Below are 17,974 nucleotides of genomic sequence, written 5' to 3' on the forward strand. Positions count from 1 at the left end.
GCGCCCCGGATGGACCCCCGTCCCTCCCGGGGCGCCGCGACCGTGCCGGGCGTCAGGCGTAGCGCAGCTCCGCCGGGCGCAGGGTGCGGTCCAGGAGCGGCAGTGAGGTGGCCGCGGCCAGGAGGCAGAGGGCGTACACCGCCGGCGGGACCAGGAGCGCCTCGTACGGCACGCTCCAGCCGGTTCCGCCGACGGCGGCCGCGTACCAGACGCCGATCGTCATGCCGCCGATCCCCGCCAGCAGCACCGCCGGAGCGAGCGGCAGGGCGGTCTCCAGCAGCAGCGCCCGGCCGAGCACGGTGTACGGCACGCCTGCCGCGGCCTGCGCGGCCAGGCCCCGGCGACGGGTGGCCAGGGCTTCGGCGGCGCCGACCGCGAGGCCGGAGAGGGCGATCGCGAGGGCGACGAGGACGGCCGCGCCGGTGAGGTTGATGCCGGTGGTGTAGTAGGCCATGTCCTCGGGCGGTAGCGGCACCTCGGGCGGCTCGACGGTGTTCAGGTCGGTGAGCAGGGCGTGCCGTACGCCCATGAAGCCGGTGCCGACGACGGTCACCAGGAGTACCGCCGCGTGGGTGCGGGCCGTGGTCCACGGCGCGTCGCGCAGGCGTTCGGCGGCGATCAGCACGGCCGGGTTCCCGGTACGGGCGGCAAGCAGCCGGCCGGTGAACCGAGAGGTCACTCCGGTCAGCCCCACGGCGCCCATCCCGGTCAGGACCACCACGACGAACACGATCACCGGGGCCGTGGTGTACCCGGCGAAAGCGTCCGGCGTAAGGAGCATCCCCGCCAGCAGTACGCCCAGAGCCGCTGCGAGGAACCCGGCGCCCGGGCCCCGCCGCGAAGCCGGCCGCACCCGTCGTACCCAGCCGAGCGGCGACGCGACCACCCGGCGCAGCGCGAGAGCGCTCACCAGCGCGCCCAGCAGCGGGACGGCGAGCGCGACCACAACGATCCCGGCCCAGACGATCCCGGGCGGGTCCCCGGCCAGGCTCAGCAGGAACGGCACGAACAGTGCCGTGGCGACCGCCGCGCCCACCAGACACGCCAGCCCCGACTCCAGGGCGGCGATCCGCCGCACCTGCCCGGCCGTCGCTCCCGCCAGCCGCAGCCCGGCGAGGCGCCGGTCGCGGTGCACGGCGCCGATCCGGGCGCACTGGCCGAGGAAGCCCAGCACCGGGATCAGCAGAAGCACCAGCCCCAGCAGCACACCCGAGCGCGTGCCCGGCTCGTCGAGGAGCCCGGCCGCGAGCGGAACGCGGTGGTGCCCCGGCACCGAGGCCAGGACCGTCGCCCCCAGAGTGAACGCCGTCGCCAGCCCCGCCCCGACCGCGGTGAGCGTCACCCGCCACCACTCCCGCCGGTCGGACCCGCGGGTGAGCAGCCAGGCCGTGCGCAGATCCGATGCCACGGTTCTCAGTGGACTCACGCCGCCACCCCCAGCGGGACCACGGCACCGTCGTGCAGCCGCACCTCGCGGTCCGCGTACGCCGCGACCTTCGCGTCGTGGGTGATCAGCAGCACCGCCGCACCCGACTCCCGGGCCGTGTGCACCAGCGCCGACATGACCTGCTCGCCGGCGATCGAGTCCAGCGCACCCGTCGGCTCGTCCGCGAAGACGACCTTCGGGCCGGTCACCAGCGCCCGGGCCAGCGAGACGCGCTGCGCCTGCCCGCCGCTCATCTCGCCGGGCCGCAGCTCCTCCTGGCCGCGTACGCCGAACCGCTCCAGCCACTCGCCCGCCCGCACGTGCGCGTCCTTGCGTGCGGCGCCCGCCAGCAGCAGCGGCAGCGCCACGTTGTCCAGGGCCGTCAGCTCGGGGATCAGCTGTCCGAACTGGAACACCACCCCGAAGTCCGTGCGGCGCAGCTCACTGAGCCGTTTCTCGGGGAGCTGGTCGAGGCGTGCGCCGCCGTAGAGCACGGACCCCTCGTCCGGCCGGACGATTCCCGCCAGGCAGTGCAGCAGCGTCGACTTGCCGCTGCCGCTCGCGCCCGTGACGGCGAGGATCTCGCCCGCGCGCAGCTCCACGGAGGCGCCGCGCAGTGCCGGGGTCCTCCCGTGGGACTTGGCCAGTCCACGGGCCGCGAGGAGCGGCGGCGCCGGCTTGTCGCTGTGTCTGTCGGTCATGAGGCGTCGACCTCCGCGGTCAGAGTGGTGAGCCGGGCCGCGGTGGTGTCCATCCAGCGGAGGTCGGCGTCGAGGTGGTTGAGGGCGTAGTCCGCCGAGAGCACGGTGGCGAGGTCGGCGGCCGGCGCGGTCTTCACGGCGGTGAGCTCCCGCATCCGCTCCATGTGCGCGGTGCGTTGTGCCCGGAGGTAGGCGGCCGGGGCGCCGCCGGCGAGGATCGAGACGACGACCTTGGCGAATATCTCGTTCGTCACGAACGGCGCGGGCGGGGTGATCTCGGCGGCCCACTCGGTGAGTTCACGTGCGCCGTCGTCCGTAGAGCGGTACATCGTCCGCTCCGGGCCGCCGGCGGAATCGGTGCCGTCGATCTCGGCGAGGCCGTCGCGGACCAGTCGCTGGAGGGTCGTGTAGACCTGCCCGTAGGCCAGTGGGCGGGCCTGCGGGAAGCGGTCGTCGTGGCGTCGCTTGAGGTCGTAGCCGTGGCTCGGTCCTCCGGCGAGCAGGCCCAGCAGGATGTGGCGGGTGCTCATGGGCATCATTATGTACCGAGTATATGTACTCAGTGAATAGTACTCAGTGACTTTGTTTGCCTGGGTGGTGGGTGGTGGGTGGTGGGTGGCGGAGGGCGGGCTCGTGGGTTGGTGCGGGTCGGGTGTGGCTGGTCGCGCAGTTCCCCGCGCCCCTTAAAAGACGCGCAGGTCCCCGCGCCCCTCAGAGGACGCGCAGTTCCCCGCGCCCCTTAAGGAAGCGCGCCCCGCGCCCCTGAAAGACCTCAGCGCCCCGCGTCCCCCGCCACCGCGTACGCCTCGACCGACCACAGCGAGTACCCGTACCGCGTGGCCCGCTCGACCCCCTGGACGCGCACGAACCGCACGTCGCGCTCGTCCATGCGCACCGACTCACGTCCGCCCCGCCCGTTCCGTACGGCCGCGGCCGTACGCCACGTGCGGCCGTCGGCCGACACCTGGACGCGGTACTCGGCCGCGTACGCGTCCTGCCAGTGCAGGACCACCTGCCCGAGGCGGACCGGCTCGGGCAGTTCCGTCTGCCACCAGGCGCCGTCCTTGGTGGGGGACGACCAACGGGACGCCGGATCACCGTCGTTGGCGGCCGAGGCGGGGAAGTCCTTCGTCTCGTCTCCGGACGACGCGGACTTCGCCCCGCGCGCGAGGTCGCGGTCCGCGGTGCGCGGGAAGGCACGGACCGTGAGGGTCCGGGTGGCGTCGTCGCCGAAGGAGAGCGGGACCTCGTACGTGCCCGAAGGCGTCCCCTCGGGGACGGTGATCTCGATCGGGACGTCGACCGCCGTGCCGCGCGGGAGCGTCGACCGGGAGGGGACCGCCACCTTGATGCCCCGGGGCGCCTTCGCGGTGAGGCGTCCCCGTACGTCCCCGGGCCGCAGGGACGTCACCCGGGCGGTCACCGTGCGCGTGCCGCCGATCTCCACGTCCGTCTCGGGGCGCGGCAACTCCAGTGCGGTGGCGGGGGAGTCGTACCAGGGCACGAGATGGCGCACGGTCGCGCCGCCCCGCACACGCAGGGCGTCCGCCCGTACGGGATCCCTGAGCGCGAGTTCCGTCGCGCCGCCCTCCGTGAACGCCCCGATCCACCGCCAGCCCTCGCCCGGCACGTGCGCCTCGACCACACCCCGGGCGCCGGGGTCGGCGAGTACAGTCACCGCGGTCAGGTCGCCGGACCGGGGCAGGCGCCCGTCCCGTGCCGCCTGCCGGCCGAGCCCCGCCCAGTTCTCGTACGCCTTCCGGGCCCGCTTCAGGAACGGGTCGAGCACACCCTCACCGACCGTGACCCGGCCCGTGGCGAGTCCGCCGCGCAGGCGGTCCAGTTCCCGGTACGCCGTCCAGGCCGCCCCGGCGTCGCCGGCCGCCTGGGCGTCCAGCAGGTCGACGGCCGTCTCGCCGGCGGTGCCGTACCGGGCCAGCTGCTCGGCCCAGGGCGCGACCTCGTCCGCGATGCCGGTGTCGGACAGGCGCCCGGGGGTCTCGCGCATCACGGTGAAGGCGGCGCGCAGCCGCTTGGCCGCCCGCGCGTACGCGGCCCGGCCCGTCGTCGTGTCGGTCGTCGTGCGCGCCGTCCAGACCGCGTCGATGAGCGGCCGCAGATACGCCGACTCGGTGGTGCCGAGGACCGACGAGGAGTCGTTGCCCGCGAGGGCCTCCAGGGCCTCCTCACGCATCCGGTCGCCGCCCGCGAGGTCGTCGATCGCGGCCTGCCAGGACTCCTCGGGCCGGTAGTCGCGCGGGTTCCACGCGTAGTCAGCGGTGGTGAACAGCGGAATGCGGGACGCCTCCGCCTGCGGCATCGCGTTGGCGAGCATGGCCGCGGAGCCGCCCGCGACCGCGGGTTCGCGGCCGGTGTAGGGCCCGAGGAAGATACGGTCCTCCGCGTAGTCGTTGACCGGGTAGTTGTCCATGGTGACCAGCGGGTGTCCGGCGAACACCGCGCGGATGCGGGCGAGTTCGGCCCCGGTGATGGTCTTCGGCACCACCCCGACACCCGTCCACGCGACGCCGACCGTGTCGTCCAGCTCGGCCGCCAGCGCGCGCCGGTACGCGGTCGAGCCGTCCTGGTAGTACTCGGTCGGCATCAGCGACAACGCCGGTGTGTCCGGGTGGCGTTCGGACAGGTGACGGGCGACCGCGTTCGCGACCCGCGCCTGTGCCCGCGCCGCGGCCCGCGGGCCCGAGCCGAACGTTTCGGCATCCGCCCCGCAGTGCCACTCGCTGTAGCTCACGTCCTGGAACTGGAGCTGGAAGGCCCGGAACCCCAGCTCCCTCATGGCGTCCAGCTTGCGGGTGAGTGCCTTGACGTCGTCGTCCGACGAGAAGCACATCGCCTGGCCGGGGGACACCGCCCACGTCAGCGTGACGTGGTTACGGTCCGCCCGGTGGGCCAGTTCGCGGAAGTCGGCGCGCTGTTCGGCGGGGTACGGCTCCCGCCACCGCGCCTGGCGGTAGAGGTCGTCGCCGGGGGCGTACACGTAGAGGTTCTGCTTGGTGCGGCCCATGAAGTCGATCTGGGCCAGGCGCTGTTCACGCGTCCACGGGGTGCCGTAGAAACCCTCGGTGGTACCGCGCAGGGCGGTGCCCGGCCAGTCGCGGACGACGACCCCCGCGACGCGCCCCTTCGCGATCAGCTGACGGAGTGTCTGGACCGCGTGGAACAGGCCGTCCCTGCCGACGCCGGCCAGGGCCACGGTGTCGCGTCCCGTGACGCGGCCGACCGCGAGACGGTAGCCACCGGAGGGGAGATCGGCGCGGGGCGGGGCGCCGAGAGCGGTGAGCGCTTCGTCCACGCCCTTCCCGTCTCCGTACGCCGGGCTCTCGCCCGCGCGCACCACGAGCGCACCCGGTGGCACGGGCTCCCCTTCGCGCGCCGTGGTGACGGTGCGCGCGCCGGCCTCGAACAACAGCGCCCGGAGCGCGTCGAGGGCGGACGGATCGGTGTTCGCCTCGCCGACCAGGACGACCTCGTCCGTGACCGGGACACCGGCGCCGGTCGAGCGCAGAGACTGGGGGCGGGGCCAGACCTGGGGCGTGGAAGCGCCCTTCGCGGGCGCGTCCGGTAAGGACGCGCGCCCACCCGGAGGGCTCGTGGACGCGTTCGACGGCTCGGCGGAGCCACCGGGAGCCGCCACGGACGCGCCCGCGGCTCCTGTTCCGGTGGATGCGCGCGCCGACTCGGCGGGCTCCGAGGACCCGGCCGCCTCCGCCGACTCGTCCTGGGCGTCCGAGGCCGTCGTCGGCACGATCGGGCGTGCCGTGGAGGGACCCGTCCCCAACGCGCCCGCGACCACGGCGATCGCGATGGCCGCCGCTCCCTTCCTGCCCCGGAGCTGCACGGCCCCCTCCTCTGCCCTCTGTCAATCGCCTTGCCGCCCCCACGGCTGACATCAAAACGTTATCGACCTCACCACCCGGGTGGGCGCGGTGTCAACGAGCGCGGCCGTTGTGCCAGAATTGCCCAAATCTGCACGCTGGGTGACGAGGGTCGGACGGAACGTGTGTGACCAAGGCCACGTTGTCCGCCGGGACACGTCTGCGGAGGCGCCCACTGGGTAGGGCTGCCGTAACCCGGCCGGCGACCCCGCCGGCCACGTACGACGACTCACGACGACTAAGGAGGCCATCGTGGCCGCACACATGCTGTTCCCGGCCCTCTCCAAACCCACGGCGGAGCAGTCCGCCGACCTCGAGCACGTATGCGTGTTCAGCGCGGAGGGGGCCTGCGCCGAGCCGCCCCTGACCAGCGAGCCCCCGCTGCCTGACGCCGAGCCCCTCACCAGCGAACCACCCCTCGCCGACATCGCCCCCCTGACCAGCGAACCCACGCCCACCGGCGCCGCCTACTCCGGCCTCGATCCCATGGGGGTCTAGATGGCACAACCGGCCGACCCAGCGGCGGAGCCGAGCCCCGCCGAGGACGCCGACTCCTCCGGCGGCCCACAGAGAGGGACACCGCTGTCCCGGCTCGCCGCGCTGCACGGGGTCGCCACCTCCTACAGCCCCTCCCCGGACCGTACGGTCGCGGCCTCGGACGCCGCGATCGTCTCGGCCCTGGCGGCGCTGGACGTCGACGCGAGCACCCCTGAGGCCGTGCGCGCGTCCCTCGCCGTACGGGAACGGGAGCTGAGGGAGCGCCTGTTGCCGCCGACACTGGTGTGCTGGGGCGGACAGACCCCCGGCGCACTGGCCTCACTCCCCGAGGGCACCCGCCTGCGCGTCGAGACCGAGCAGGGCGAACTCCGCTCCGCCGCCGAGCAGTTGCCCCCGGGCGTGCACGCCCTGCGCGCCACCGCACCCGACGGCCGCACCGCCGACGTCCACCTCGTCGTGGCCCCGTCCCGGCTGCCCGCGCCGCCCGGACGCGCGTACGGACTTCTCGTCCAGCTCTACTCCCTGCTCTCCCGGCGCAGCTGGGGCATGGGCGACCTCGGCGACCTGGCCGAGCTGACCGCCTGGGCCGGCCGCGCGCTCGGCGCCGGATTCGTGCAGGTCAACCCCCTCCACGCGGCCGTACCCGGCCACCCGACCGACCCCTCCCCGTACCGCCCCTCCTCCCGCCGCTACCCCGACCCCGTGCACCTGCGCGTCGAGGACATCCCCGAGTTCCCCTACGTCGAGGACCAGGGCCGCGTCCGTGCGCTGATCGAACGGGGCGCCCGGCTGCGCGCGTCCGTGCTCGGCGAGGGCGAGCTGATCGACCGCGACGCCGTGTGGGAGACCAAACGCGAGGCGCTGGAGCTCGTGCGCGACGTACCGCTCGGGCCCGGACGGCGGGCCGCGTACTGCGACTTCCTCGCCGAGGAGGGCGAGGCGCTGGAGGACCACGCCACGTGGTGCGCGCTCGCGGAGGCGTACGGCTCCGACTGGCACCGGTGGCCCGCCGGTCTGCGCGACCCCCGCTCACCCGAAACCGCCCGCGCCCGCGCCGAGTTGATGGACCGCGTCGACTACCACAGCCGTCTGGCGTGGCTCACGGACGCCCAGCTCGCCGCCGCGCAGCGCTCCGCGCGGGACGCCGGGATGCCGATCGGGCTCGTCCACGACCTGGCGGTCGGCGTGCACCCCGGCGGCGCCGACGCGTGGGCGCAGCAGGAGTACTTCGCGGCCGGCATGTCGGTCGGCGCGCCCCCGGACGCCTTCAACGCCCGCGGCCAGGACTGGGGCCTGCCGCCCTGGCGCCCCGACCGCCTCGCCGCCTCCGGCTACGCCCCGTACCGCCGGCTGCTGCGCGCCCTGTTCCGGCACGCGGGCGCCCTGCGGATCGACCACGTCATGGGGCTCTTCCGGCTGTGGTGGGTGCCGCTGGGGCAGGCGCCGACGGAGGGCACGTACGTCCGCTACGACGCCGAGGCGATGCTGGCGATCCTGGTGCTGGAGGCCTCGCGCGCCGGTGCGCTGGTGATCGGCGAGGACCTCGGGACGGTCGAGCCGGGGGTGCGCGAGGCGCTGACCGAGCGCGGCGTGCTGGGCACGTCGGTCCTGTGGTTCGAACGCGACTGGGACGGCACGGGACTGCCGCTGCCGCCCGAGCGCTGGCGCGCGGACTGCCTGGCCACGGCCACCACCCACGACCTGCCGCCCACCGCCTCCCGGCTGACCGGCGACCACGTCGACCTCCGCGACCGCCTCGGCCTGCTGAGCCGGCCGCTGGAGGAGGAACGCGCGGCGGCCGCCGCCGACGCGGGCGAGTGGCTGGCCCTCCTGGCCCGCCTCGGCCTGCTCCAGGGGGCGAGCGGCGGCATCTCGTCCCCCTCGGAGGAGGCCGAGATCCAGGCCCTCCACCGCTTCCTGCTGCGCACCCCGGCCCGCATGATCGGTCTCTGGCTCCCGGACGCGGTCGGCGACCGCCGCCCGCAGAACCTCCCCGGCACCTGGGACCAGTACCCGAACTGGCGCCTGCCCATCGCCGACGCCGACGGCCGCCCGGTGACCCTGGAGGACCTGGCGTCCTCACCCCGGCTGCACGCGCTGGTGGACGTGTTGCGGGGGCGCCGGGCGCCGGGCCCGGGGCAGGGTGGTGGTGACGGGCACTCCTGAGCGGCCGCTGTACGGGACCCCGGGCGCGCGGCCGTTTCCGGCGTTCGCTACGTTTGCACCGTGGACAAGAAGAACGCCCTGCGCGCCGGCGCCCTGGCCGCCGGTACGACGCTGATGATGCTGCTCATGTCGTCTCCCGCTCTCGCGGCGGTCCGCGACGACGGTGACGACCCGGGCCCCGGCCTGACGGTGTTCGAGACGCTGGGCCTGTTCGTCGTGGCGCCGCTCGCGCTCTTCCTGCTGATCGCGGGCCTGGTGTGGGTCCTCGACGGGTCCACGGACCGCGCGCCGAAGGCCAAGGGCAAGACCCCGGCCAAGGCGGACGCCAAGGCCTGACGGCCGCCCGTCGTCCACAGCCACGGCTCTTCCGCCTTCCACGGAGGGCGCTGAGAGCACCGAGGGCACCCGCCGCACACGTGTGCGGCGGGTGCCCTCGTCGTGTTCTGTGCCGGCTGCGGGCGGAGGGCCTTCAGGGGTACGGCGTCGGGCCCAGCCACACCTCACGATCTCTTCGCGGCTCGCGGCTCGCGGTCACCGTGGAGCATGGGGCGGGCGGCCGCCGCACGGCAGCCGGGGCTGCCGGTAGCCGGGGCCGGCAGGGTTACTCCCCCGTCGCGAGCACCAGCCGGCGCAGTAGGTCGGCCAGTTGGCCGGCCTGTTCCTCGTCCAGGCGGGAGAGCGCCTCGGTCTGGACCTCAAGGCCGGCCGTGACCGCTTCGTCGACCAGCCGCAGCCCCTCGTCCGTGAGCGTGACCTGCAGACCCCGCCGGTCGTGCGGGTCGGGGGAGCGGCGGAGCAGCCCGGCGCGCTCCAGCTTGTCGAGACGGCCGGTCATACCGCCGGTGGTGAGCATCAGGGTGGCCGAGAGCTGCCGGGGGGACAGCGTGTGGGGCGCGCCCGAGCGGCGGAGGGCCGCCAGGACGTCGAACTCCCCACGTGAGATCCCGAACCGCGCGTACGTCTTCTCCGTCCGGTCGCCCATGGTGCGCGAGAGCCGGTAGACGCGGCCGAAGACCTCCATCGCGGTGGTGTCCAGGTCGGGCCGGACCCGCGCCCACTGCTCGATGATCGCGTCGACGGGGTCCGTGGGGGAGGTGGTCATGAGGTGAGTATCGGGCCGGTACCGGTCGGCCGCAAGAAAGCGGCTTGACGGCAAGTTGCTTAGCACTAAGCTAATTGCGAGCAAGTTAATCATCGGCAAGCTGCCTCACCTCGTCCCGCCGCGAAGGGCGACGCACTCCATGACCTCGAACCGCCCCACCCTCATAGCCCTGACAGCCCTCGCCCCCGTCTCCTGGGGCACCACCTACGCGGTCACCACCGAGTTCCTGCCGCCCGACCGCCCCCTGTTCACGGGTCTGGTGCGATCGCTGCCCGCCGGTCTGCTGCTCCTGGCGCTCGCCCGGGTGCTGCCCCGCGGCGCCTGGTGGGGGAAGGCCGCGGTCCTGGGCGCGCTGAACATCGGCGCGTTCTTCCCGCTGCTGTTCCTCTCCGCGTACCGGCTGCCCGGCGGTATGGCGGCGGTCGTGGGCTCGGTCGGGCCGCTGTTCGTCGCCGGCCTGGCCGCCGTGCTGCTGGGCGAGCGCCCGACCCGGCGCACGCTGCTCACCGGCATCGCCGCCGCCCTCGGGGTCAGCCTCGTCGTGCTCAGGGCGGCGGGCGCGCTCGACCTCGTCGGCCTCCTCGCGGCCCTCGCCTCCACCGCGTCCATGTCGGCCGGCACGGTGCTCACCAAACGGTGGGGCCGCCCCGAGGGCGCCGGCCCGCTCGCCCTCACCGGCTGGCAGCTCACCGCGGGCGGGCTGCTGATCGCTCCCGTCGCCCTCCTCGTCGAGGGGGCCCCGCCCGTGCTGGACGGCCGGGCGGTCGGCGGGTACCTCTACCTCGCGCTGGCCAACACCGCGGTCGCGTACTGGCTCTGGTTCCGTGGCATCGGGCGGCTCAGCGCCACCCAGGTCACCTTCCTCGGGCCGCTCTCACCGCTCACCGCGGCCGTCGTGGGGTGGGCCGCGCTCGGCCAGGCACTGACACCGGTCCAACTGGCGGGCATGGCGCTGGCGTTCGGGGCGACGGTGCTCGGGCAACTCGGGCCCCGTACCGCCCACCCCTCCACCGTGGCCCCCGGTAAGCCCATGGGCCCCGTCGTCCCCGGGGACGCGCCCTTGACACCCCGAACCGGCGCGTCGAGCCTTGGCAGGACGCGTGCCCGGGAACGCGCATGACCGCACGTGAACGCTTCTGGACGCTCAACCTCCCTCCTCGGCAAAGGAGTTGACGTGACTGCGAAGACGGTGATCAGCACCTCGCGGGAGCCGGGGGCCGGCCCGTCGCACCCCATCGGAACCAGGGGCCGCGGCGACGCGACGGGCTCCTGACGGGGCGGGCGGCATGCGAAGAGGCGGCATGCGAAGCGGCGGCACAGGACAGGAGGGGCCAAGGGGACGCGGGAGACCTCGGGGGCCTGAAGGGCGAGGGGGACGGCGGGGGCCCTGGGAACAAGAGGGGCCCGAGGGGCGCGAAGTGGCCGACCGGCCCGTGACCGTCGCCGGGATCTATCCCACTCTGGAAGAACTGACCGTCCGGGCAAGGGCGTTGACCGCCGCACGTCCCGGACTCCTCCGGCTGCGCACCGTCGGGACCTCGCGCTCGGGGCGGCCCCTGTGGCTGCTGTCCGCCGGGCACGGGCGCCGGAACGTCCTCACCGTCGCGGGCGCCCATTCCAACGAACCCGTCGGCGGGGCCTCCTCGATCCGGCTGGCCGAGGAGTTCGCGCTGGACCCGGACGTGCTCGACGCCCTGGACTGCACCTGGCACTTCCTGCTCTGCCTCGACCCGGACGGCATGAGCATCAGCCAGCGGCACGGCTGGCCGGCGGCGGGGTGGGGCGTCGAGCGCTACCACCGGTACTTCTACCGGCAGGAGTTCACCTGCCAGCCGGAGTTCCGGCCCCTCGGGGACCGGCCGGAGGCTCCGCTGCCCGAGTCCGACGTGCTCGTCGGGCTGCTCGACGAGCTGCGCCCCGCCGTCCAGTTCTCGCTGCACGGCATGGAAGCAGGAGGAACCTTCCTGCAGCTGACCAGAAGGGTGCCCGGAGCGGCCCGCGCCTTCCGTGAGGTGGCGGCGAACCTGGGGGTTCCCGTGGAACACCGGCCCTTCGACGGCCTGGGCTGGTTCGTCGAAGGCCCGGGCGTCCTCGTGGTGCCCGGCGCCGAACCGGCCGACGAGCGCGACCCCTCCGGTTTCACCTCCGAGGCGACCTGGACGTACCCCATGCGGTACGGCACCGTCACCGCGGTGGTCGAGGCCCCGATGTGGGCCGTGGACGCCGTCGCCGACCCCCGGCCCACGGCCGGCGCCGAGGAGCACATCGCGCGGGTGAGCCGGACCCTGCTGGAACGCGGCGAACGCGTGGAGGCCGCCCTGGGGCGCCGTGTCGCACCGGTCGCCGCCGAGCTCCTGCCGTACGAGTCGGCCGCCCGCGAACTGCTCGGCGTCGGCCCCGGGGTCGCCGACACCTGGAAGAGCTACCTCGCGGACGACCTCGGCGGCGTCGGACTCGCCACCACCGTCGGCAACTCCGTCTCCCTCGACCTCGCGGCCCGCCGGGTCCCCCTGCGCGCGGCGGCGATGCTGCGGCAGGCTCTCGGCGACCCGCCCACCGACGCGGTGGCCGCGGACGCGCTCGGCACCCTGGTGCGGGAATGGTGCCAGGAGTTGCAGACCGCCTTCGGCGTCCGCTGGCTTCCGGTCCGCCACCAGACCGCGCTGCACGGGCAGATCATGCTGCGACTGGCGCGGTTGGTGCTGGGCGGCTGAGAGCGGCAGGGGAGGGGCGCCCGGTGCATCACCGGGCGCCCCTGAGCGTCGTACGACGGACCGCGCCTGTGCCCGCCCCTGTGACCGCTCTCCTGCTCCCGTGCCTAGGCCTGCGCCGCCGCGTCCGCCGCCTGGGCCTTCAGGGCGCGCTCGACGCCCGCGCGGGACTCCGAGACGAGCCGGCGCAGGGCCGCGCCCGGCTCGGCGTCGGCCAGCCAGTCGTCCGTGCGGTCCAGGGTGGCCTGCGAGACCTGGACGGACGGGTACAGGCCGACGGCGATCTGCTGGGCCATCTCGTGGGAGCGGGACTCCCAGATGTCCTTGACCGCCTCGAAGTACTTCTCCGCGTACGGAGCGAGCAGCTCGCGCTGGTCGGTCTGGACGAAGCCCGCGATGACCGCCTCCTGCACGGCGTTCGGGAGCTTGTCGGACTCGACGACCGAGGCCCAGGCCTCCGCCTTGGCCGCCTCCGTCGGGCGCGCGGCCCGCGCCGAGGCCGCGTGACGCTCGCCCGCCGCCGTCTTGTCGCGCTCGTACTCGCCCGCGATCTCCGTCTCGTCGAAGCGCCCCACCGCCGCGAGCCGGTGCACGAACGCCCACCGCAGCTCCGTGTCGACGGCCAGCCCCTCGATCGTCTGCGTGCCCTCGAGCAGCGCCTCCAGCAGGTCCAGCTGCTCCGGCTCCCGCGCGGTCGCCGCGAAGGCGCGCGCCCAGGCCAGCTGGTGGTCGCTGCCCGCCTCGGCCGCCCGCAGATGGGCCAGCGTGGCGTCCGTCCAGCGGGTCAGCAGCACATCGCGCGCCGCCGGGTCGGCGTACAGGTCGATGGCCAGCTTCACCTGGCGGTGCAGCGACTGCACCACACCGATGTCGGACTCCTTGGCGATGCCCGACAGGACGAGCGAGAGGTAGTCGCGGGTCGCGAGCTCCGCGTCGCGCGTCATGTCCCAGGCCGAGGCCCAGCACAGGGCGCGCGGCAGGGACGCCTCGAAGTCACCGAGGTGCTCGGTCACGAAGGCCAGGGACCGCTCGTCGAGGCGCACCTTCGCGTACGACAGGTCGTCGTCGTTGAGCAGGACCACGGCCGGGCGGCGCCTGCCCACCAGCTGGGGCACGGCCGTCAGCTCCCCGTCGACGTCCAGCTCGACGCGGTCCTCGCGCACCAGCTTGCCGCTGTCGTCGTCGAGCTCGTACAGGCCGATCGCGATGCGGTGCGGGCGCAGCGTCGGCTCGCCCTTGGCGCCGGCGGGCAGGGCGGGGGCCTCCTGCCGCACGGTGAAGGAGGTGATGACCCCGTCGGCGTCCGTCTCGATCTCCGGCCGCAGGATGTTGATCCCGGCCGTCTCCAGCCACTTCTTCGACCATGTCTTCAGGTCGCGTCCGGAGGTCTCCTCCAGCGCGCCCAGCAGGTCGCTGAGCCGCGTGTTGCCGTACGCGTGCGCCTTGAAGTACGCCTGCACGCCCCGGAAGAACTCGTCCATGCCGACGTAGGCGACGAGCTGCTTCAGCACGGACGCGCCCTTGGCGTAGGTGATCCCGTCGAAGTTGACGAGCACGTCGTCCAGGTCGCGGATCTCGGCCATGATCGGGTGCGTGGACGGCAGCTGGTCCTGGCGGTAGGCCCACGTCTTCATCTGGTTGGCGAACGTGGTCCAGGAGTGCGGCCACCGGCTTCCGGGCGCGTGCGCCTGGCAGGCGATCGAGGTGTACGTGGCGAACGACTCGTTCAGCCACAGGTCGTTCCACCACTCCATCGTCACGAGGTCGCCGAACCACATGTGGGCCAGCTCGTGCAGGATGGTCTCGGCGCGCACCTCGTACGCCGCGTCGGTCACCTTGGACCGGAAGACGTACTGGTCACGAATGGTGACCGCGCCGGCGTTCTCCATCGCTCCCGCGTTGAACTCCGGCACGAACAGCTGGTCGTACTTCTTGAACGGGTACGTGTAGTCGAACTTCTCCTGGAACCAGTCGAAGCCCTGCCGGGTCACCTCGAAGATCGCGTCCGAGTCGAGGAACTCGGCGAGCGAGGGCCGGCAGTAGATGCCGAGCGGCACGCTCTGCCCGTCCTTCTCGTACACGCTGTGGACCGAGTGGTACGGGCCCACGATGAGCGCCGTGATGTACGTGGAGATCCGGGGCGTCGGCTCGAACTCCCAGACGTCGTCCTTGGGTTCGGGCGTCGGCGAGTTGGAGATCACGGTCCAGCCGGTGGGCGCCTTCACGGTGAACTGGAAGGTGGCCTTCAGGTCGGGCTGCTCGAAGGACGCGAACACCCGGCGGGCGTCCGGCACCTCGAACTGGGTGTAGAGGTAGGCCTGGTTGTCGACGGGGTCGACGAACCGGTGAAGGCCCTCACCGGTGTTGGTGTACGCGCAGTCGGCGACGACCCGCAGGATGTTGCGGCCCTGAAGCAGCCCCGGCAGGGCGATCCGGGAGTCCTCGAACAGCTCGGCGGGGTCGTGGGAGTCCCCGTTGAGGGTCACCTCGTGGACGGTCGGGGCCACCAGGTCGATGAAGGACTCCGCGCCGCTCTCCGCCACGTCGAAGCGCACCGTGGTCACGGACCGGTAGGTGCCGCCCTCCTGCGCGCCGGAGAGGTCGAGATCGATCTCGTACGAGTCAACGGTGAGCAGCTTCGCCCGCGCTTGAGCCTCTTCGCGGGTCAGGTTTGTGCCAGGCACGCGGTCATCTCCTCGTCATGTGTGGTCTCGGCCATCCTTCCACGGGACCCGCGGGGAACGCGATGTCCGTTTCCCGCCGGTGAACAGGGCGTACGCGCGCCAGGCTGGCCTTCATGACGACGTACGTTTCACGCCCCATCACCCCTGCGGCCCTGAAGGAGTTGCGCTCTGCTGACGATGCGGGGCGCCGGATGGTTCCCGAGACCGACGAGGAGGGCGGCGCTCCGCTCCGCTGCTGTCTGCGCCGCAGTGAGCCCGGGGAGGTGATCGCTCTCGTCTCGTACGCGCCGTTGCGGCGGTGGGCGGCGGAGACGGGGGTGGATCCTGGCGCGTACGACGAACAGGGGCCGGTGTTCATCCATGCGGGGGAGTGCGGGGGGCCTGCCGTCGGGGCGCGCCGCCCGTTCACGGAGTCACACCGCACGGTCCGCCGGTACTCCACCGACGGGCGCATTCTGGGGGGTCGGCTGGTGGCGAGCGCGGGGGTGTCCGAACAGGGCAGCGAGGAGGCGTTCGAGAAGGCCTTCGCGGAGGCCTTCGCCGATCCTGAGGTGGCGGTGGTGCACGTAAGGGCGGTGGAGTACGGGTGCTTTCTGTACGAGGTGCGCAAGGGCTGAAAGATCAGCCCCTTGGGGGCACATCCCACCGGTAGCTGGGGGAGTTCGAGGAGCGGGGTCCGGGGCGGAGCCCCGGCGGGGTCGAAGGAGGGAGCCCCTGGGGATGGGACGGGTAGGGGGTGCGGGGGCGGAAAAACCTCACCCCCGCACCCCCACCGGGCGTCACCCCTTCAGCTCAGCCGCCACCAGCTCCGCGATCTGCACCGCGTTCAGCGCAGCGCCCTTGCGGAGGTTGTCGTTGGACACGAACAGCGACAACCCGTGCTCGACGGTCTCGTCCACCCGGAGCCGGCCCACGTACGAGGGATCCTTGCCCGCGGCCTCCAGCGGCGTCGGAATGTCGGAGAGGGCCACCCCCGGCGCCCCCGCGAGCAGCTCGGTCGCGCGCTCGACGGTGATCGGCCGGGCGAAACGGGCGTTGACCTGGAGCGAGTGGCCGGAGAAGACCGGGACGCGCACGCACGTGCCGGAGACCTTGAGCGCCGGGATCTCCAGGATCTTGCGGGACTCGTTGCGGAGCTTCTGCTCCTCGTCGGTCTCGTTCAGACCGTCGTCCACGATCGACCCGGCCAACGGGACCACGTTGAAGGCGATGGGACGCTTGTAGACCTGGGGCTCGGGGAAGTCGAGCGCCTCCCCGTCGTGCGTGAGCTTGTCCGCGTCGGCGACCACCTTCTGCGCCTGCCCGTGCAGCTCGGCCACGCCCGCGAGCCCCGAGCCGGAGACCGCCTGGTACGTGGCGACGACCAGCGCCTCCAGGCCCGCCTCCTCGTGCAGCGGCTTCAGCACCGGCATCGCGGCCATCGTCGTGCAGTTCGGGTTGGCGATGATCCCCTTGGGGCGGTCCGCGATCGCGTGCGGGTTCACCTCGGACACCACCAGGGGGACGTCCGGGTCCTTGCGCCAGGCGGAGGAGTTGTCGATCACGACCGCGCCCTGGGAGGCGACCTTCTCGGCCAGCGCCTTCGAGGTCGCGCCACCCGCGGAGAACAGGACGATGTCGAGGCCCGAGTAGTCGGCCGTCGCCGCGTCCTCCACCGTCACCCCGTCCAGCACCGTCCCGGCCGAACGGGCCGAGGCGAACAGACGCAGCTCGTCGACCGGGAACGCCCGCTCGGCGAGGATCCTGCGCATGACCGTGCCGACCTGACCGGTGGCTCCGACGATTCCGACCCTCACGACGACTCCTTTGCGTGCGTATGACGTGCGTATGACGTGGCCTGGCGTTTCCATCATGCGTTGGTTCCCGGTCCACGTGTCCAATTCTTTGCGTGCGCGGCCCGGGGAATGGGACGCGCCGGGGAAGGACCCGGTCGGGGCGGGGGCGTCAGGCCGGGCGGAGGCTCGCCGTGATTCGGAGTCCCGCACCGCAGATTTCCGCCCCTGACCCACCGCGCACGGGAAGCCGTACGGGCTCCGTCCCCGGTCCCGCCTGCCCACCTCCCGACCCGGTGTGACGTACGACTCCGCACTGGTGTCCTGCCCCAGCACGCGCCTGCCCCCATCCCTTCCCGCCAAGCGTGCCCTCCGTCACACGCGCACCGAAGAGAAGTCCCCCGCAGCCGAACGTTTCCGCCCCCACCGGCGTCCTAGAGGAAACGCGGCGAGGGGAGGGGTGGCTGTGCTGCGCAGAAAGGCCCGGCGGGCCGAGGGGGTGGACGGCCCTCTGGACGTGGTCCAGGGGGCGGACGATCCCCTGGACGCGGCCCAGGAGCGCCGGGTGCGGGCGGTGCTCGCGCTCGGCGGGGTACCGCAGTCGGACCTGATGGACGGGGTGCAGCAGGTGCGGCTGCGGCTCCTGGAACGGGCCGCGAGCGGCCGCGAGGCCCCGCGGGACGTGTCCGCGTGGGCGGCGGTCGTCGCCTCGAACCTGGCCATGGACTGGCACCGGGCCAAACGCCGCCAGGAGCGCCTCGGCGAGCGCCTGGCCTCGCTGCGGCAGCTGGAGCACCCCTCCGGCGAGGACTCCAGCGTGCTCTCGCTCGCGGTCGCCCGCGGCCTCGACGCGCTGCCCGACGCCCTGCGCCAGGTCGTCGTGCTGCGTTTCTACGCCGACCTGCCGGTACGCGGGATCGCCGAGGAGCTCGGCATCCCCGAGGGCACGGTCAAGAGCAGGCTCCACTCGGCGGTCCGCGCCCTGCGCGCCCGCCTGCACGAGGACGAGGTGGTGTGA

General features: G+C 73.4%; 14 protein-coding genes. 7 read left to right on the forward strand and 7 right to left on the reverse strand.

Features of this window, described 5'->3' with window-relative positions; translation table 11 throughout:
- Positions 1 to 52: 52 nt before the first annotated feature.
- The 4 genes from ACZ49J_RS01240 to ACZ49J_RS01255 all read right to left on the reverse strand — a co-directional run bounded on the left by ACZ49J_RS01240 (position 53) and on the right by ACZ49J_RS01255 (position 5,782).
- Complete coding sequence (locus ACZ49J_RS01240; protein WP_467455582.1) at positions 53 to 1,417, reverse strand: ABC transporter permease; 1,365 nt, start codon at positions 1,415 to 1,417, stop codon at positions 53 to 55.
- Positions 1,418 to 1,422: 5 nt separating this feature from the next.
- Positions 1,423 to 2,127, reverse strand: a complete 705-nt coding sequence (locus ACZ49J_RS01245; RefSeq protein WP_467455574.1) for an ABC transporter ATP-binding protein — start codon at positions 2,125 to 2,127, stop codon at positions 1,423 to 1,425.
- Complete coding sequence (locus tag ACZ49J_RS01250; RefSeq protein WP_467455572.1) at positions 2,124 to 2,657, reverse strand: PadR family transcriptional regulator; 534 nt, start codon at positions 2,655 to 2,657, stop codon at positions 2,124 to 2,126. Before ACZ49J_RS01250 ends, ACZ49J_RS01245 begins: the two co-directional genes overlap by 4 nt.
- 242 nt (positions 2,658 to 2,899) lie before the next feature.
- Positions 2,900 to 5,782, reverse strand: a complete 2,883-nt coding sequence (locus ACZ49J_RS01255; protein ID WP_467455581.1) for a beta-N-acetylglucosaminidase domain-containing protein — start codon at positions 5,780 to 5,782, stop codon at positions 2,900 to 2,902.
- Between the two features lie 505 nt (positions 5,783 to 6,287).
- Here ACZ49J_RS01255 and ACZ49J_RS01260 point away from each other — a divergent pair.
- From ACZ49J_RS01260 to ACZ49J_RS01270, 3 genes are read left to right on the forward strand one after another with little or no spacing between them, the layout of a single operon-like run.
- Positions 6,288 to 6,521 (forward strand): hypothetical protein, encoded by a 234-nt coding sequence (locus ACZ49J_RS01260; RefSeq protein WP_467455579.1) that lies wholly within the window; start codon positions 6,288 to 6,290, stop codon positions 6,519 to 6,521.
- Entirely contained in the window at positions 6,522 to 8,687 is a 2,166-nt protein-coding gene (gene malQ / locus ACZ49J_RS01265) for a 4-alpha-glucanotransferase (protein ID WP_467455571.1), read from the forward strand.
- A gap of 60 nt (positions 8,688 to 8,747) precedes the next feature.
- Positions 8,748 to 9,023, forward strand: coding sequence for a hypothetical protein (locus tag ACZ49J_RS01270; protein ID WP_467455570.1), 276 nt, complete (start codon positions 8,748 to 8,750; stop codon positions 9,021 to 9,023).
- Positions 9,024 to 9,288: 265 nt separating this feature from the next.
- Here ACZ49J_RS01270 and ACZ49J_RS01275 read toward each other — a convergent pair whose 3' ends face one another.
- Entirely contained in the window at positions 9,289 to 9,789 is a 501-nt protein-coding gene (locus tag ACZ49J_RS01275) for a MarR family winged helix-turn-helix transcriptional regulator (protein WP_467455569.1), read from the reverse strand.
- Positions 9,790 to 9,928: 139 nt separating this feature from the next.
- Here ACZ49J_RS01275 and ACZ49J_RS01280 point away from each other — a divergent pair, with 139 nt between their 5' ends.
- Together ACZ49J_RS01280 and ACZ49J_RS01285 are read left to right on the forward strand one after the other, a co-directional pair.
- Positions 9,929 to 10,909, forward strand: a complete 981-nt coding sequence (locus tag ACZ49J_RS01280; protein WP_467455568.1) for an EamA family transporter — start codon at positions 9,929 to 9,931, stop codon at positions 10,907 to 10,909.
- Positions 10,910 to 11,207: 298 nt separating this feature from the next.
- Positions 11,208 to 12,503 (forward strand): M14 family zinc carboxypeptidase, encoded by a 1,296-nt coding sequence (locus tag ACZ49J_RS01285; protein WP_467455566.1) that lies wholly within the window; start codon positions 11,208 to 11,210, stop codon positions 12,501 to 12,503.
- A 104-nt stretch (positions 12,504 to 12,607) separates the two neighbouring features.
- On the opposite strand, the gene pepN is transcribed toward ACZ49J_RS01285, so the two are convergent.
- A complete protein-coding gene (pepN, locus tag ACZ49J_RS01290; protein WP_467455565.1) occupies positions 12,608 to 15,184 on the reverse strand; it encodes an aminopeptidase N in 2,577 nt (858 codons plus the stop codon).
- Positions 15,185 to 15,297: 113 nt separating this feature from the next.
- Between pepN and ACZ49J_RS01295 the strand changes: the two genes are divergently transcribed.
- Positions 15,298 to 15,801, forward strand: a complete 504-nt coding sequence (locus ACZ49J_RS01295; RefSeq protein WP_467455564.1) for a DUF1203 domain-containing protein — start codon at positions 15,298 to 15,300, stop codon at positions 15,799 to 15,801.
- Positions 15,802 to 15,963: 162 nt separating this feature from the next.
- Here the strand turns inward: ACZ49J_RS01295 and ACZ49J_RS01300 are convergent, their stop codons facing one another.
- Positions 15,964 to 16,980, reverse strand: coding sequence for an aspartate-semialdehyde dehydrogenase (locus ACZ49J_RS01300; RefSeq protein ID WP_467455563.1), 1,017 nt, complete (start codon positions 16,978 to 16,980; stop codon positions 15,964 to 15,966).
- Between the two features lie 442 nt (positions 16,981 to 17,422).
- On the opposite strand from ACZ49J_RS01300, the gene ACZ49J_RS01305 reads away from it, so the two are divergent.
- Entirely contained in the window at positions 17,423 to 17,974 is a 552-nt protein-coding gene (locus ACZ49J_RS01305) for an RNA polymerase sigma factor (protein WP_467455562.1), read from the forward strand.

It is taken from the genome of Streptomyces sp. NPDC030840 (assembly GCF_055572015.1).

Bases quoted from the DNA above. Each gene is read 5' to 3' on its own strand.
- ACZ49J_RS01245 (WP_467455574.1), bottom strand. From the start codon at position 2,127: ATGACCGACAGACACAGCGACAAGCCGGCGCCGCCGCTCCTCGCGGCC.
- ACZ49J_RS01250 (WP_467455572.1), bottom strand. From the start codon at position 2,657: ATGAGCACCCGCCACATCCTGCTGGGCCTGCTCGCCGGAGGACCGAGC.
- ACZ49J_RS01260 (WP_467455579.1), top strand. From the start codon at position 6,288: ATGCTGTTCCCGGCCCTCTCCAAACCCACGGCGGAGCAGTCCGCCGAC.
- malQ (WP_467455571.1), top strand. From the start codon at position 6,522: ATGGCACAACCGGCCGACCCAGCGGCGGAGCCGAGCCCCGCCGAGGAC.
- ACZ49J_RS01275 (WP_467455569.1), bottom strand. From the start codon at position 9,789: ATGACCACCTCCCCCACGGACCCCGTCGACGCGATCATCGAGCAGTGG.
- ACZ49J_RS01280 (WP_467455568.1), top strand. From the start codon at position 9,929: ATGACCTCGAACCGCCCCACCCTCATAGCCCTGACAGCCCTCGCCCCC.
- ACZ49J_RS01295 (WP_467455564.1), top strand. From the start codon at position 15,298: ATGACGACGTACGTTTCACGCCCCATCACCCCTGCGGCCCTGAAGGAG.